Here is a 15509-nt window from a genome sequence, read left to right on the forward strand (position 1 = left end):
TTCGGCTCCGTATACTCCCGTGCCTGTCTGCGGTCTGAAAGGCCCTTGGACGTCGGGGTCGGTCAGCACTCCAATAAACGGCAAAACCGCCATGACTGTTGCTTTCGTATCGTTCAAATATAGTTGGGCTTGCCCGGCTGCGCAAGATACTTTTCCAGATGCTCCTGATTGCCGCTGACCTTTTGTAAGACCGCACTTAAAAAATGAAGATCACCGTCAACGGTAGACAAAAGAAATCAGGTCTGCCGTGAATTCCCACGGGCCATACGCAGCGTATACAGAGGAACCTTTCGGGTTTTAAGTCCGCACAGACAAGCGGACAGTGTCTTTTCTTTTATTTGCCCTTTTATGCCGCTCCCATCCTATCTGCGGCAAATCAGAGCATCGGCGCGAATGCATTCAAAAAAGACTGCGCGAGCCTAACAGGCCATGCCGCAGCAGTTACTGTCTCTAATGTTATCGGTCTGCATGCGTCCACCGTTTCCAAAAAATCGCTGTACATATCCCCGATCGCCGAATTCCGATACAAAAGCGCCGCGCATTCAAAATTCAGGAACAGACTCCTGTAATCGGTATTGATAGTCCCTACGACCGCATATTCCCCGTCGCATATATATGTTTTTGCATGAATGAAGCCGGGCGTATATTCGTAAATTTTTACGCCGCTTTCCAGAAGCTCACGGTAATTCGCACGCGTCACCATAAATACAGTCTTTTTATCGGGTATCCCCGGGGTCACGATCCTTACGTCAACTCCTTTTTCAGCCGCCGTACAAAAAGCAGCGGTCAATGCGGAGTTCAGTACGAGATAAGGCGTCGTTACATAGAGATACTTATGGGCACCATAGATCAAATGCAGATAGACATTCTCCGCCAAATGCATCTCGTCCAACGGATCGTCCGCATACGGCTGTACAAAACCGTCTTTCTTCCATTCGCCTATTTTCGGCCGTAAGCCGATCAAAGATGTCTTTTCCCCGCAGAGAAAATCCCATGTCTGCAAAAAAATAACCAAGAAGCCCCATGCCGCCGCACCTTTCACCATCAGGCAGGCATCTTTCCAGAGGCCGAACGGATGGATCGCATTTATGTATTCATCGGCAATATTCGTTCCGCATACAAACGCCGTTTCCCCATCTATTACCGCGATCTTCCGATGGTCCCGGTTATTGAACATCGATGCGAACATCGGATTCAAACGGTTAAAAACCGCACACCTGATCCCCTGCCGCTCCAGCTCCTGCGCATATTTCTTTTCCAAAGAACCCGCACAGCCCAGATCATCGTAGATGAGCCGCACCTCCACTCCCGCCTGCACCTTTTTCTTCAGCGTCTTTAAAACGGCATTCCACATCACTCCGTGCTTGATCGTAAAAAATTCAAGATAAATATAACGTTTTGCCTGCTCCAATTCCTTTAAAAAACGTTCGAGGAACAATTCTCCCTTTGGAAAATATTCTGTTTCCGTATCGGTAAACGCAGGATATTTCCGTGCTTTTCTGATATAGGCTATCAATCCGAGCCTATCTTCCTCCCTGCTTTCCATCAATCGGCAAATTCCGTCCCCATCTTCCAAGCAGGCGTTCGTTTCCCGATGGATCTGCAGCGCATATTCCCTATCCCGCTTCCGTATCCTTCTTTGGCTGAAGAAAAAATAGAGTAAAAAGCCTGCGATCGGAAAAATGAGCACGGGAATGATCCATACGATCTTATAGGCAGGATCCTGCCTTTTATTGATAATATGCAGCGTCAATATCAGGCTGCAGGCAAACAGCACGGCTTCTGCAGCCGGAAGCCGATCGCTGAACCAGAAGAGGAAAAAAAGCAGCAGGACAACCTGTATGCCTACGATCAACAGGAACAAAAACAGCCTGCCGGTAAAAAATCGTTTCAGCTTCATTCTCATTGCCTGTTTTCCCCGATTTCCTGTGCTGCCAGCTTTATTTCTACACGTGGCGGTACGCGGTTCAGAAAATATTCGGTATAGCTTCCGTTCAGCCACGCGGCCACTTCATTTTGTTTCAATAAAAGCGGCATCCTATACTGATAGGGGAGCATATCTTTGTTAGCGATAACAGTCAGGAGCGCCGCCATTTTTATATCGTTCCCGGAAGCGTCCTGTCCGGTTCTGTAGAAGCCCGCCAGATAGACCGGTGATTTTTCCTCGTCGTAGCAACGATACTGTTCTACGATGTTCCTCCGTACTCTTTTCCATTCATAGAAGCTTGTAGCCGGAAGTACGGCCGGATGCTCTATGAGCGCCCGCCGAAGCATTTTATCATGCAGCACATGCTCTGTCCAAACATTGTAAATAAGGCCATTGCGGCCCGGTCCATGCTCTTGTATCCCCCAAAGCGCCGGAATACATCGGATGTCTTCCGCCCGGCCTGCCAGCGCCGGAACGATCTGCCGCGGCTCTTTATCTCCCGGCCTTATTGTTCTGCCGCAGCCCGTTATATTTTGAATTCTTTCTAAGATAGAATGAATTTCCGGCATGCTACCGTCCATATAATATCGCTCGCACATCATGTTTTCCTCCATTCTTTCTTTTGCATCTTGATGAAAAAGGGGCATGAAACTATGTTTCACGCCCCTTATGGTCCGTTTCCGGGCTCATCCCGCATTTTTAGCGGCAGACCGTTCAATGAACCATTGTATGATACTGACGACTGCAAAAACCGCAAGTATCACGCCCACAATAACGCCGGCCGCATTTCCGCCCGCGAACATAACGGCCAGCATAACGATACCTAAGCCAAGCGTGATAAGCGCAAGAATAAACGATGCCTGCCAATAGCCCCCGTCATGTTTTACACGGTTCGATTTCACGAGGTTGACAAGTCCATAAACGATTGCTGCGATCCCCAGAATAAGAGGCAATACGATACCTGCAACAGGCCCTCGGAATGCGATCAGCAATATCCCCACGATGATAAGGATCGCCGGTATGACAAACGTACGTGCATCGCGTATTCCTTTCATTGCGTTCGTCAGAATAGTGATCACACCATAAGCGATCAGAATAATTCCCAAAATCATCATCACGACTTCAAGGCCTGCTACCGGATTTGCGATCAGCGCGATCCCTACGATCAGAAGCACGATACTGAGCACCAGCATCATCGCGCTTCCGGAAGCCGCCTTTGCTTTTCCATGTTCTTTTTGCACCATTTCAGTCATTTTTTAGTTCCTCCTTTTGTTCTGCCGCTCGGGGCGGCTGTCTGCATGCCAAGTATAAACAGCCGGATTTTGTCATAAACCGATATCCTAAATTAAAAAATTTTAATCATTTTTTCCGTTTACCTCCCCTGCCGCTTGTGTAAAGATTTTGCACCCAAGAATCTGCAGATACTTAAAAACAAACAGAAAGTGAGGCAATTGTTATGTATAACGACAGTAAAATAGACAGACTTCAGTAAGATATACAAAAAGAAAAACAAAAAGCAAAAGACAAACTGGATAGGCTCGACTCTAAAATCCATGTGGAACAGTTAAAGACCGAAAAAAAGGTCACAAAACTGGAACGCGAACGGAATGTCGAACTGAAAAAAGCGAAGCTGGATGCGACAAAACGCGGAAACGATATCGTAATGGAACAAAAACAAAACGAGGTGGAGACCGCTCAGGATATTCATCAGAATATCAAGGAGATACCGCGCGTCTGAGGCGGTTCTTTGAACCCTGAAACAGATCACAGCCGGAGTTTCCGGCACATAAAAGGAGGAACAAATAATGGCACAGGAACACAAAAGTGCAGGCGATGTATTAAGCGATGTATTTTCTCAGGCAAAGGACGGCCTGATGTCGTTCGGCGAGACGATCGCGAATAAATCAAAGGAAGCTTATGAATCCGCAAAGCTGAACACGCAAAAGGTCCAGCTTGAGGGTGAAAATGAAGAATATTATAAGCAGCTTGGAAAAATGATAAAAGAACAGGAAGAATATACAGATGAGATGAAAGCGATCAGTAAAAAAATCGATGAAAATGAAGCTGAGCTGCAAAAGCTTGAGGCCGAAATGGAAAGCGAAGCTCCTGAAAGCAAGGCGGAAGCCAATATGCAGGAGCCGAAGAATGACCACGATGCGGACAGCGTTCCCGAGGTGGAAGCAAAATCGATCGATATGAAGGCAGAGGCAGATGAAGAAGCGCAGGAGCCTCTTTCAGATTCCTCTTCCTCTTCATCGTCCTCTATAGAAAAAGAAAAATACGAACACAAGCAAAACTCCGTTACAGGAACAGAAACAGAAAAGCTTCAGGTAAAGCATGCAAATGAAGATGACCCCAAAGCCTCTTATGATGAGCAGCCGGTTCCGGGCAGCCCCGATCAGAAAGGAGAATACAAATGACGACAAAGTTAAAAACAAAAAGCACGCCGAATAAGAGCGTAAAAAAGGTAGAAACAAAAACCGCCGCCGGTAAACGCGTCGAAAAGACAACGGCGAAGAAGAAAATAGATGGTTCCACCGAAGTAAAGCATCAGGTCAAACACTCATAATCTTTTCAAAATGCCGTTCCCCGTAAGGAACGGCATTTTTATACTGGATTATAGGACATCTTATCATACAGGAACAGCGTCTGTCCCGTCTGATACATCTCGTAGCTGTGAAACATCTTTCCCCGTTTGGTATCATATTCATCCTTCAGCCCCAATACATCCGCTACTTCTTTTTTATAGGAAATATAATCATTTTCACAAAGCTCTTTCAGTTCCCGCGCCCGGGCCGCTCCTTTGATCCAGTAAATGACGAGCGCTACCGTCTCTATATATTTTTCGTAATGCGGGATATGCAAATGAAATAGAAAAACCATATATCCTCCTTTCCTCCCCTGCTTATTTTACCGCACAGGTCGTTTTGGGCTCCATCTGTTTACAGTAAATTCACGATTTTCAGGATTATTTTACATCTTCTCTTCTTGTCCAATTTTTAGAACCCTGTCACTCTGCGTTCACATATTTTTCACATGGCTCGGCAATAATCATTTATCGTAAACGCTTTGGAATACAGGAGGTCTTTATGGATAAAACAGGGAAAAAACAACCAAAAAAGAAAAAAAAGTGGATCATCATAACAGCTGTAGCTGCGGTCGGCATTTTACTGGCCGTTTTCTTATTACCACAGTTCTTCTTTCGTTCTGTCGCGGGAAATGCCGTTGCTGCAGCTGCAACACGTACCGTCACCGTGGAAAGGGGAACGATCGAGACAACTGTGACCGGTTCGGGCAACCTTTCCGCTGAAAGCACACTAAATATATCCCTTCCCTCAAGCGTGACGGTAGAATCCGTCCTTGTAGAGGCCGGCGATTCCGTATCGGAGGGTGACATTCTCGCAACACTCAACGCCGTTTCCCTGCAAAGTGCGATTTCCAATCTTCAAAGTGAGCTTGATGCGCTTGATTCGGAGCTCGGTGATATATCGACCGACGAGGAGTCTTACTCCGTCGAAGCCTCCGTAAACGGACGTGTCAAGCAAATCTATGCATCGGCAGGAGACGACTCCGGCGAAGTGCTCGGCGAAAACGGTGCGCTTGCCATACTATCTCTTGACGGAAAAATGAAAGTTTTATTCACCCCGTCTTCCACAGATGGGATCACTGTCGGTTCGGAGGCCGAGATCACTCTTTCCGATGGAAGTACTGTAACGGGAACGGTCGCAGCTCTTTCTGCAGATACCTGCACCGTAACACTGACAGACGACGGCCCTGCTTACGGCGATACCGTTTCCATTTCCGTAAACGGTACGGCGCTTGGCTCAGGCACGCTTGAGGTAAATGCTCCGATCAGTATCCTTGGCGGAACGGGAACGATCGAAAGCGTAGAGGTCTCTCTCAATGAGATGGTCGACAGCGGAGATGCTCTGTTTACCGTTTCAGGCGCAGTATCACAGGAATATGCGGCGCTCCTGTCCGAGCGTGCCGAATACGCTGACACACTGCGTGCTCTGCTAAAATATGCACAGACAAATTCTATCACAGCAGACGCTTCTGGAACGATCGTCGAGGCCGTATCCTCCGTTTCCTCCTCATCTGTCACACAATCATCGGAAACATCGGCACAAATCATGTCTACAACTGTTGCGGGCAATTCCGCCAGCCTACTTTCTTCCGGATCCGGAATGGCCGACACGCCTGTTTTGCTGTCCGGCACCGATCATACAGCTACTGATATCTCCGGAACGGTACAGGTATATATCAATAATCCTGTGACCGGTGATACTCCGCAAAGCACGATCATGCCCGGAAGCGGATACACCGGAACTATCACATGGCAGCCATCCGCCTCAAAATTTGAATCCGGAACGGTTTACACCGCAAATGTCGTACTGACCGCGCAGGACGGTTACCGTTTTTCAGAGGATGCTACAGCAAGTGTTACGGGAGCAACGGTGGAAAATGTAATGGTCAGTGCGGAAAGCGAAACAAATACGCTATCTTTCAGCGCAGTATTTCCCGCCACGCAGGCAACCGGTGATGCTTCCGAGCCGGAGCCGTCTAACGACGGCGCACAGGATAGCCATCTTCCCAATACTGAAAACGATATATCTGTCCATGGAAACGGTGCAGGAACGTCTTTCCCCTCCGGTACAGCAGCATCCGTAGGAAGCGGAAGCGCTTCTTCCTCAGTCAGCACGGCCGATTCGACCTCGTCTGACAGCAGCCTGTCTATGCAGACTATAATCACGATCCAAACAGGGGAAGCCAATTCCCTTACCGTAAATGTAGATGAGCTCGATATTCTTTCCATAGAGGAAGGGCAGGAAGTTTCCGTTGTTCTCGACGCGCTGCCTGATGATACGTTCCACGGGACCGTAACGAAAGTGTCCGGCTCCGGCACGGCGCAATCCGGTGTGACCACCTATCCTGTAACGATCACGCTTGACGATGCAGCGGATTCGGGCGTCCTTTCCGGTATGAACGCTACTGCAACGATCTCCGTCGCAAGGAGCGAAAATGTACTTCTGATCCCTCTCGACGCGCTGCAGGAACGCGGCGCGGAGCAATTCGTCTATATCGCCGGAGATGGAGACGGAGATAACGAACAGCGTGCGGTAGAGACCGGGCTTTCAGATGGTACGAACGTTGAGATACTGTCCGGATTGTCTGAAGGAGAGCAGATCGTATACACCGAATCCATTTCCAACCAAACCGACGAGCAAAACGCAATGCCCGATATAGGCGGCGGTTCGTTCCCCGGTGGTATGGGCGGTAATATGGATATGGGCAGCTTCACTCCTCCAAGTGGTGATATGGGCGGCGGCCCGATGGGCTGACGGAGGTTTTCCTATGATTCAAATGAAAAACATTTCAAAAATATACAGGATCGGCGGCGAAACACTTTATGCGCTGGACCATGCGTCTCTTTCCATTGGGAATGGAGAATTTGTCGCAATCGTCGGTCCGTCTGGAAGCGGAAAATCCACGCTTATGAATATCATGGGGTGTCTCGACGTTGCCGATGAGGGCAAATACTTTTTGGACGGACAGGAGATCGAAGACTATACAGAGGACGATCTGACCCGTATCCGCAATTTCAAGATCGGTTTTGTATTTCAGAATTTCAACCTGCTTCCGAAAAACACAGCGCTTGAAAACGTAGAGCTCCCTCTTATTTATCAGGGAGTCCCACGCAGGGAATGCCGCGCCCGTGCGCGGCAGGCGCTTGAGCGTATGGGGCTTTCCGAGCGGCTGGAGCATCGGCCATCCGAGCTTTCGGGCGGACAACAGCAGCGCGTAGCGATCGCGCGTGCTCTCGTCACTTCGCCTTCCCTAATCCTTGCTGACGAACCGACCGGAAATCTTGACCATAAAACAGGAGTAGAAATCATGGAACTATTCCGTGAGCTGCACGGGAACGGGAATACGATCGTGCTTATTACCCATGACGACGGTGTGGCTAAAAAGGCGGAACGGCGCCTGCGCATTTTAGACGGACAGGTAACAGAGGAGGCCAAAGCATGATGATACAATCGTTCCGAATGGCGTTTGCCTCTATTCTTTCCAATAAAATGCGCTCTTTCCTGACGATGCTTGGAATCATCATCGGTATTATGGCTGTAGTCGTGTTGGTATCGATCGTCTCAAGCACGACCGAGTCTGTGCAAGGCGAGCTTGAAAGCCTCGGAGCCGATACGCTATCTGTCACAGTCACCACCTCCCGCTACCAGCCGCTCTCGGTCAGTGATATTGCGGATCTTCCTGAGGAATATGAAAGTATCGCCTACGCTGCTCCCACTACGACGCAAAGCGCTACGCTGAAATCCGGAGATACCAGTACAACAGCAACAGTAACGGGAACTACAGCAGCCTATGCTGATATTAACGACCTCTCCCTACAGTCCGGACGTTTCCTGAAATCTCCGGACATAGATAATAATTCGGCAGTTGCCGTTGTAGGCTATGAAGCAGCGGAGGATCTGTTCGGATATACGGATATCGTCGGTGAGACTTTATCTGTAGACGGACGCAGCTTTCTTGTGGTAGGTGTGCTTGCCGATGCCGGAGAAACTCTCGCCGGCAGTGAAAACAGCACCATCATCATTCCCTATACGACGGCGCAGCGCATGTTCTATGTTTCCGGCGTGACCTCCTTTACGCTTGCCGCCCAGTCGAGCGAGCTTGTAGACGCAGCGGAAGCAGACATCACGAGCATCCTGATGGAACGTTTCGGAGACGAGGATGCATTTTCCATAATGAATCAATCCACGATTCTCGAATCAATGGATTCCATTACGGATACGATGGCAATGATGCTTGGCGGAATAGCCGGAATATCTCTTTTGGTCGGCGGGATCGGCATCATGAATATCATGCTCGTTTCCGTAGCGGAACGCACGCGCGAGATCGGCATCCGCAAGGCCATTGGCGCCGGGCGCAGACGTATCTTGCTTCAGTTTTTGATCGAATCGCTCATGGTCAGCACGATCGGCGGTCTGATCGGGCTCGGATTGTCGTGGGTGTTGCTGGCGATCCTGTCGGCCGCAATGGGAACTTCTTATACAATGTCCGCCGGTATTTCCCTGCTCGCCGTTCTTTTCTCTATGGCGATCGGCATTATATTCGGCATCAATCCTGCCAATAAAGCGGCAAAAATGCCTCCGATCGAAGCGCTGCGGGCGGAATGAACGGTTGCGGCCGGGATATCCCTATCCCGGCCGCTTTCCGAAAATTTTTTATACAAAATAATAATTCATATCCCACGCAGGCAGACAGGGATGATGCCGGAGGTACACTCTATAGTCCGGCCGTATCTCCCACAGAAGAAGCGGGATACGAAAAATATCTTCACTGCGGTGATAGGCGGAAACCAACAGCTTAGGCTTCCGCTCCCGTATCACATTTTCCGTTCCCCGCACAGCCTCTTGCTCCATTCCCTCTACATCATATTTGATATAGGTGATAGGTTCGCCTGTCAATAAGCGGTCGAGCGTATCGGCCGGTATCCTGACGCCGCTTTGTCCTGCCGCGGAATTGCGTCCCCCGCGCTGCCGAAAGCAAAGCTCCCCTTTCTGCGAATATATTGCCGCGCGGAAGCATTCTATATTAGACAGGCTTTCTGCAAAGCGTTTCAATTTTCTATAGTTTTTTTCGTCCGGTTCAAAAGCAAAAATCTTTTCATACCCGCCTGTATATCGTATCAATTCCCGAATGGTATCACCCGTATATGCGCCTGCGTCCACATAACATTCCCGCCGGCCAAGGCAAAGCACCCGCTCATACGCTTCCTCTATGCTGCTTTCGCAGCTATACAGATACTCCGGCTTTCCGCTTATCTTATAGTCCACAATATCCCGGAACGCCTGCCGTGAGGCTTCATCCGCAAGCAGGCTGTACGCCTGACCGAGTTCTGTTTCATGCTTCTTAAGATAATCCATATCGAACAGTTCTTCCCCATACACCGGCACGTCCGGCACATAAAGCTCCTGCTCATATCCGATCCTTTTGATCCGCTCCATTACTTCGGGCAGATGTGTTCCAAAGGCAACGAGCACCGTCATGTCTCCAAAACGTTCCTTTGCCTGTGCATAGCTTATGACCGGAAAGCCGCGGAAAGACTGTCCCCGGCAGAATTCGTCGCTCGCGAAAACGCCTGCCGCGCAAATGCCGCGGCGGCCGAGCTCGTTCAATATTTTGTCCGCACCATCGCCCATCCCATAGAGTACGATCGGCTTATCGTTATTTTTCAAGGCTTCCCATAGGGAAATATTTTCTCTGCGTTCCATGACTGCCTTCTGTTAAATTAGTATGTCTATTTTACCATATTTCCCGGTTTTATGATATAATGGACGAACTTGGGCAAAAGGAGTATGCAATGATAACAGTAACCAATTTAAGCTTGAATTTCAGCGGAACAAATCTTTTTTCCGGCGTTGACCTTAAATTCACGCCCGGAAACTGCTATGGGATCATCGGGGCAAACGGCGCGGGAAAATCCACCTTCCTGCGTATCCTTTCGGGCGACCTCGATTCTACGACAGGCGATGTGCATATCCAAGAGGGAGCACGTATGTCCGTTTTAAAGCAGGACCACTTCGCTTATAATGATTTTACGGTGCTTGACACGATCATCATGGGGAATCCCCGGCTGGCCGAGATCACCCGTGAAAAGGATGCGCTGTATGCGAAACCGGATTTTTCGGAAGAGGACGGCATACGGGCCGGAGAGCTGGAAGCAGAGTTCGCAGAGCTCGACGGCTGGGAATCTGAATCGAATGCCTCCAAGCTGATACAAGGGCTCGGCCTTTCCGAGGACATCTTATATCAAACGATGTCTTCCCTGCCAGATAACGAGAAAATCAAGGTGCTGCTCGCGCAGGCATTGTTCGGCAAACCGGACATCATCCTGCTTGACGAGCCGACCAATCACCTCGACGTGGCGAGCGTACATTGGCTGGAAGATTTTCTGCTCGACTACGAGGGCACGCTCATTATCGTATCACACGACCGCCACTTTTTGAATACGGTATGTACGCACATGGTGGATATCGATTACGGAAAGATCAAAATGTATGTGGGCAACTATGAATTCTGGTATGAGTCGAGCCAGCTGATCCAGAAGATGATGCGCGACCAGAACCGGAAAAACGAGGAAAAAGCGAAAGAGCTGCAAACCTTTATCCAGCGTTTCTCCGCAAACAAATCGAAATCACGGCAGGCGACCTCGCGCAAAAAGCTGCTGGAAAAGCTGGAATTTTCGGAAATGCCCGCTTCCTCCCGCCGTTATCCGTTTGTGGGCTTTACGCCCGACCGTGAGATCGGCAAGGAGGTACTTACCGTGGAAAACCTTTCCAAAACGATCGACGGTGAGCAGGTCTTGAAGCATGTTTCTTTTCGTATGAATAAAGACGATAAGATTGCATTCATCGGTGATACCGAAATCGCCGCGACTACCTTATTCCAAATCCTTACCGGTGAGCTTGAGCCGGATGAGGGCTCCTTCAAATGGGGCGGCACCACGTCGACCTCTTATTTTCCAAAAGATAATTCCTCTTTTTTCGACGGCTGCGAGCTTACGATCCTCGATTGGCTGCGTCAGTATTCCAAGGACACAACGGAAACTTATCTTCGCGGATTTTGCGGACGTATGCTTTTTTCAGGCGAGGATGTGTTCAAGCAGGTAAACGTTCTTTCCGGCGGAGAGCGCGTCCGCTGCATGCTGTCACGCATGATGATGTTCGGCTCAAACGTATTGCTTCTCGATCAACCGACCAACCATCTTGATCTTGAGTCCATTACGGCTGTAAACAACGGGCTTGTGGATTTTAAGGGTGCCGTTTTATTCGCCTCGCACGATCATGAGTTCATCAATACGGTCGCAAACCGGATCATCCGCTTTACACCGGACGGGATCATAGACCGCCTCGGCACCTATGATGAATTCATTGAGGAATATGGCGGCGGAGATATTTACTGAATAAAAGGAGCCCAAAAGCGGGCTCTTTTTTATATCGTCTGTTCAAACTGGCTGTTATAGAGCTTGGCATAAAATCCATTTTTGGCAAGCAGTTCTTCATGCGTTCCCTGCTCTACGATATTCCCTTTATCCATAACGAGAATATGGTCCGATTCCCGAATCGTCGATAAACGGTGCGCTACCACAAAGCTCGTGCGTCCCTCCATCAGCTTTTGGAACGCTTTCTGTATCATGAGCTCCGTGCGCGTATCGATACTGCTCGTCGCCTCGTCCAGAATCAGCATGGGCGGCTTTGTCAGCATGACCCGCGCAATGCACAAAAGCTGCTTCTGACCCTGCGACAGATTGCCGCCGTCCTCGGATATGACGGTATCATAGCCGTTCGGCAGTCTTTGGATAAAGCTATGTGCATGCGCAGCCTTTGCCGCGGCGATAACTTCCTCCTGCCCCGCATCCGGCTTTCCATAGGCGATATTGTTCCGAATACTTCCGGAAAACAGCCACGTCTCCTGCAGTACCATTCCGTAAAGAGCCCGCAGCGAATTCCGCGTCATAAGACGGATATCCGTTCCGTCGATCCGTATTGCTCCCTTATCTACATCGTAAAACCGCATCAGGAGATTGATGATCGTCGTTTTTCCGCTGCCCGTCGGCCCGACGATCGCAATGCGCTGTCCGGACTGTGCGTATAGGCTCAGCCCTTCGATCAGCTTCCGGTCCGGCAGATAGGAAAACGAGACTTTTTCTATCTGCACATTTCCCCGGCAGGTCTTTACCGCAGCCGCTTCCGGAGCATCCGGTATTTCATCCTGCTCGTCCAGCACTTCAAATATCCGTCTTGCCGATGCGACCGCTGTTTGAAGCTCCGTTACCACGCCGGATATCTCATTGAACGGTTTTGTATACTGATTCGCATAAATAAGGAAGCTTGAAAGCTGTCCTACCGTAATATTACCGCTTATAGCGGACAGCGCTCCAACGATCCCCACCGCCGCATACACGATGGCGTTCACAAACCGCGTGCAGGGATTCGTAAGTGAAGATGCAAATTGGGAACGTACGCCGCTCGTATATAATCTGCTATTGATCTCTTCAAACTTTTTCTGCGCTTCTTCCTCATATCCAAAAGCTTTCACTACTTTCTGATTTCCCACAAGCTCTTCCACGTATCCGCTGATCTCTCCGCGCGCTGCCGCCTGCTGCCGGAACAAACGGAAAGATTTTTTCGCAATAAAAGCCGCGACGCCAAACGACAGCGGTGTGATAAGAACGACTACGATCGTGATCTCGGCACTGATAGACAGCATGAAGAGAAGCGTTCCTATAATGGTCACGATGCCCGTGAACAACTGTGCGAAGCCCTGCAGCAGGCCGTCTGAGATTTGGTCGATATCGTTTACTACGCGGCTGATGAGATCGCCATGCGCATGCGTATCAATATATTTCAGCGGAACAGCTTTCAGCTTTTCAAATACCCGGACGCGCAAATCCCGTACGGCGTAATAGGTCACGCGGTTTATGCTGCGCGTCATGAGCCATTGAAATAACGCAGAGGCTCCAATCGCTATCCCGATTTTCAAAAGCACACCCGCGACTCCTATAAAGTCTACCTTTCCCGTACCGACGATCAAATCTACGGCGCTGCCTATCAGCACCGGCGCCCAAAGAGACATAGCCACACTTGCGGCAGCGGCAAGCAGCGCAAGAACAAGATAGGCGCGGTAGGGCTTTAAAAAAATCAGCAGCCGTCTTATGACATTCTGTTTCACTTTCCCTTTACCTCGCTTTCCGAAAGCTGAGAAAGGCATATCTCCCGGTATACTTCATTTGCTTCAAACAGCTCTTCGTGCGTTCCGATCCCCACGGCCCGTCCGTCGCTCAAAACAATGATCTTATCTGCATTTCTGAGCGTTGCCGCACGTTGGGAAACCATGAGCACCGTGATTTCCCGTCCATACTCCCGCAGCGCTTTCCGCAAGGCTGCATCCGTCGCAAAATCAAGTGCGGAAGCGCTGTCGTCCAGTATCAATATCTCCGGCCTGCCGACGAGAGCGCGTGCGATCGTGAGGCGCTGCCGTTGCCCGCCCGAAAGATTCTTTCCCCCCTGCAGAATTGGCATGCCGAGCTTCTCGGGCGACCGCTTCACAAAATCATAGGCCTGCGCCGTGCGCAGGGCCTCCCATATTTCTTCGTCTGTAGCTTCTCTGTCCCGCCAACGCATATTATCCCGTACCGTTCCCGAAAAAAGCACCGCCTGCTGCGGCACGATCCCGATCTGTCCGCGCAGCTGCTTGAGCGGGTAATCCCGCACGTCCTCCCCGTCTACTAATACGCGTCCCCGCGCAGCATCATAAAAGCGCGGTATAAGATTCACAAATGTCGTTTTTCCCGAGCCGGTCCCGCCGATCACACCTACAGTCTGCCCGCGCATGATCTTTACGGAAACATCTTCAAGATCCATCTCATCTCCGCCGTAGGAAAATGATACGTTCTGAAATTCGATTTTGGGAACTGCATCCGTTTTCTGCGGATGCTTTTCCCTGTTCCCCGTATCTGATACCGCCGCCTGCATTTCCAATATCTCATTTACCCTCACCCCGGAGGCGGACGCTTTGGTAAAGATAACGATCAGGTTGGCAACAACAATGAGCGCAAGCAATATCTGTGTCATATACTGCACGAGCGCCACGATCTCGCCCTGTTCAAGCATACCTGTATTGACTGCACCGCCGCCAAACCATATAATTGCGATAATTCCGATATTGACTGTCAGATAGGTGAGCGGATTCAGGAGAGCAGAAATTTTCCCTACGCGCAGGGACGCCCTTTTCAGGTCGTCCGCCCCCTCTTCAAAACGCTCCTGCTCCGTTTCTTGTTTGGAAAACGCCCGTATGACGCGTACCCCGGAAAGATTCTCCCGTGTGATCAGTGAAATACGGTCCAAAAGCTTTTGTATCGTTTTATAAAAAGGTACGGAGCGTGACATGATCTGATACAGAATGACCGCGATCCCTGCCGCAGCAGCCACAAAAATCAGCGACATCTTCCAATCTATGAGCACGGCCATAACCGTTGCCCCTATCACAAGGAAAGGCGCGCGTATCACCAGCCGTATCAGCATGGCGACTGCGACCTGAAGCTGATTGACATCATTCGTGATACGTGTAATGAGGGAGGGCGTGCCGACTGCATCTATCTCCGCATGGGAAAGCGCGCTGATGCGGGCGAACATTTCGTTTCTTAGGTCTGTTCCGAAGCCCTGTGATGCTTTGGCCGCAAAATACTGGCAGATAAGCGCACAAACAAGGCCGATCGCTGCAATCAGGATCATGATCCCCCCCATCCGCAAAACATAATCCGCATCCGCATTTTTGATTCCCGTATCAATAATATCTGCCATAATAAGCGGAGCAATCAATTCCAAAACTGCTTCTGCCAGTTTGAAGATGGGGCCTAAAATCACTTCTTTTTTATAATTTTTCAGATATTTTACAAGCTTCCACATGAAATATTCCTTTAACTGTGCCGACAGCACAGTCCCAACCGAATCGTCCTTATAATAGTAGCACAAAACGGTTCCTTTGTAACAATTTTCTTATT

At 49.7% G+C, this 15509-nt stretch carries 14 protein-coding genes; 7 read left to right on the forward strand and 7 right to left on the reverse strand.

Annotated elements, in window-relative coordinates; genetic code table 11:
* Nucleotides 1-376: 376 nt before the first annotated feature.
* The 3 genes from cls to PUP29_RS03655 all read right to left on the reverse strand — a co-directional run bounded on the left by cls (nt 377) and on the right by PUP29_RS03655 (nt 3180).
* Entirely contained in the window at nt 377-1906 is a 1530-nt protein-coding gene (cls, locus tag PUP29_RS03645) for a cardiolipin synthase (protein WP_079547177.1), read from the reverse strand.
* Nucleotides 1903-2529, reverse strand: a complete 627-nt coding sequence (locus PUP29_RS03650; protein ID WP_353423854.1) for an SOS response-associated peptidase family protein — start codon at nt 2527-2529, stop codon at nt 1903-1905. Before PUP29_RS03650 ends, cls begins: the two co-directional genes overlap by 4 nt.
* Before the next feature lie 84 nt (nt 2530-2613).
* Nucleotides 2614-3180: an HdeD family acid-resistance protein gene (locus PUP29_RS03655; RefSeq protein ID WP_079547175.1), complete on the reverse strand. Its 567-nt coding sequence runs from the start codon at nt 3178-3180 to the stop codon at nt 2614-2616.
* A 302-nt stretch (nt 3181-3482) separates the two neighbouring features.
* Between PUP29_RS03655 and PUP29_RS03660 the strand changes: the two genes are divergently transcribed.
* The 3 genes from PUP29_RS03660 to PUP29_RS03670 all read left to right on the forward strand — a co-directional run bounded on the left by PUP29_RS03660 (nt 3483) and on the right by PUP29_RS03670 (nt 4496).
* Nucleotides 3483-3665, forward strand: coding sequence for a hypothetical protein (locus PUP29_RS03660; RefSeq protein WP_353423855.1), 183 nt, complete (start codon nt 3483-3485; stop codon nt 3663-3665).
* Between the two features lie 67 nt (nt 3666-3732).
* Nucleotides 3733-4347: a hypothetical protein gene (locus PUP29_RS03665; protein WP_079547173.1), complete on the forward strand. Its 615-nt coding sequence runs from the start codon at nt 3733-3735 to the stop codon at nt 4345-4347.
* Nucleotides 4344-4496 carry a hypothetical protein gene (locus PUP29_RS03670; protein WP_353423856.1) on the forward strand — a complete coding sequence of 51 codons (153 nt, stop codon included), beginning with the start codon at nt 4344-4346 and terminating at the stop codon, nt 4494-4496. The genes PUP29_RS03665 and PUP29_RS03670 overlap by 4 nt, the downstream gene beginning before the upstream one ends.
* Nucleotides 4497-4534: 38 nt before the next feature.
* Here the strand turns inward: PUP29_RS03670 and PUP29_RS03675 are convergent, their stop codons facing one another.
* Entirely contained in the window at nt 4535-4810 is a 276-nt protein-coding gene (locus PUP29_RS03675; RefSeq protein ID WP_079547172.1) for a hypothetical protein, read from the reverse strand.
* A gap of 206 nt (nt 4811-5016) precedes the next feature.
* Here PUP29_RS03675 and PUP29_RS03680 point away from each other — a divergent pair, with 206 nt between their 5' ends.
* Genes PUP29_RS03680 through PUP29_RS03690 form a run of 3 tightly spaced genes read left to right on the forward strand, consistent with a single transcriptional unit; the run spans nt 5017 to nt 9120 of the window.
* Nucleotides 5017-7269 (forward strand): biotin/lipoyl-binding protein, encoded by a 2253-nt coding sequence (locus PUP29_RS03680; protein ID WP_079547171.1) that lies wholly within the window; start codon nt 5017-5019, stop codon nt 7267-7269.
* Nucleotides 7270-7282: 13 nt separating this feature from the next.
* Nucleotides 7283-7957, forward strand: a complete 675-nt coding sequence (locus PUP29_RS03685) for an ABC transporter ATP-binding protein (protein WP_079547170.1) — start codon at nt 7283-7285, stop codon at nt 7955-7957.
* The gene (locus PUP29_RS03690) at nt 7954-9120 is read left to right on the forward strand and encodes an ABC transporter permease (protein WP_353423857.1); all 1167 of its coding nucleotides are present in this window, start codon (nt 7954-7956) and stop codon (nt 9118-9120) included. The genes PUP29_RS03685 and PUP29_RS03690 overlap by 4 nt, the downstream gene beginning before the upstream one ends.
* 48 nt (nt 9121-9168) lie before the next feature.
* Here PUP29_RS03690 and PUP29_RS03695 read toward each other — a convergent pair whose 3' ends face one another.
* Entirely contained in the window at nt 9169-10218 is a 1050-nt protein-coding gene (locus PUP29_RS03695) for an FkbM family methyltransferase (RefSeq protein ID WP_353423858.1), read from the reverse strand.
* Between the two features lie 89 nt (nt 10219-10307).
* Here PUP29_RS03695 and PUP29_RS03700 point away from each other — a divergent pair, with 89 nt between their 5' ends.
* The gene (locus tag PUP29_RS03700; RefSeq protein WP_353423859.1) at nt 10308-11909 is read left to right on the forward strand and encodes an ABC-F family ATP-binding cassette domain-containing protein; all 1602 of its coding nucleotides are present in this window, start codon (nt 10308-10310) and stop codon (nt 11907-11909) included.
* Nucleotides 11910-11938: 29 nt separating this feature from the next.
* On the opposite strand, the gene PUP29_RS03705 is transcribed toward PUP29_RS03700, so the two are convergent.
* Together PUP29_RS03705 and PUP29_RS03710 are read right to left on the reverse strand one after the other, a co-directional pair.
* Nucleotides 11939-13717 (reverse strand): ABC transporter ATP-binding protein, encoded by a 1779-nt coding sequence (locus PUP29_RS03705; protein WP_353423860.1) that lies wholly within the window; start codon nt 13715-13717, stop codon nt 11939-11941.
* Nucleotides 13675-15414, reverse strand: a complete 1740-nt coding sequence (locus tag PUP29_RS03710; protein WP_353424051.1) for an ABC transporter ATP-binding protein — start codon at nt 15412-15414, stop codon at nt 13675-13677. Before PUP29_RS03710 ends, PUP29_RS03705 begins: the two co-directional genes overlap by 43 nt.
* Nucleotides 15415-15509: the final 95 nt, after the last annotated feature.

This window comes from Christensenella massiliensis (assembly GCF_040409835.1).
Classification (GTDB): Bacteria; Bacillota; Clostridia; order Christensenellales; family Christensenellaceae; genus Christensenella; species Christensenella massiliensis.

Bases quoted from the DNA above. Each gene is read 5' to 3' on its own strand.
- cls (WP_079547177.1), bottom strand. From the start codon at position 1,906: ATGAGAATGAAGCTGAAACGATTTTTTACCGGCAGGCTGTTTTTGTTC.
- PUP29_RS03650 (WP_353423854.1), bottom strand. From the start codon at position 2,529: ATGATGTGCGAGCGATATTATATGGACGGTAGCATGCCGGAAATTCAT.
- PUP29_RS03655 (WP_079547175.1), bottom strand. From the start codon at position 3,180: ATGACTGAAATGGTGCAAAAAGAACATGGAAAAGCAAAGGCGGCTTCC.
- PUP29_RS03665 (WP_079547173.1), top strand. From the start codon at position 3,733: ATGGCACAGGAACACAAAAGTGCAGGCGATGTATTAAGCGATGTATTT.
- PUP29_RS03670 (WP_353423856.1), top strand. From the start codon at position 4,344: ATGACGACAAAGTTAAAAACAAAAAGCACGCCGAATAAGAGCGTAAAA.
- PUP29_RS03675 (WP_079547172.1), bottom strand. From the start codon at position 4,810: ATGGTTTTTCTATTTCATTTGCATATCCCGCATTACGAAAAATATATA.
- PUP29_RS03680 (WP_079547171.1), top strand. From the start codon at position 5,017: ATGGATAAAACAGGGAAAAAACAACCAAAAAAGAAAAAAAAGTGGATC.
- PUP29_RS03685 (WP_079547170.1), top strand. From the start codon at position 7,283: ATGATTCAAATGAAAAACATTTCAAAAATATACAGGATCGGCGGCGAA.
- PUP29_RS03690 (WP_353423857.1), top strand. From the start codon at position 7,954: ATGATGATACAATCGTTCCGAATGGCGTTTGCCTCTATTCTTTCCAAT.
- PUP29_RS03695 (WP_353423858.1), bottom strand. From the start codon at position 10,218: ATGGAACGCAGAGAAAATATTTCCCTATGGGAAGCCTTGAAAAATAAC.
- PUP29_RS03700 (WP_353423859.1), top strand. From the start codon at position 10,308: ATGATAACAGTAACCAATTTAAGCTTGAATTTCAGCGGAACAAATCTT.
- PUP29_RS03705 (WP_353423860.1), bottom strand. From the start codon at position 13,717: ATGCCTTTCTCAGCTTTCGGAAAGCGAGGTAAAGGGAAAGTGAAACAG.
- PUP29_RS03710 (WP_353424051.1), bottom strand. From the start codon at position 15,414: ATGTGGAAGCTTGTAAAATATCTGAAAAATTATAAAAAAGAAGTGATT.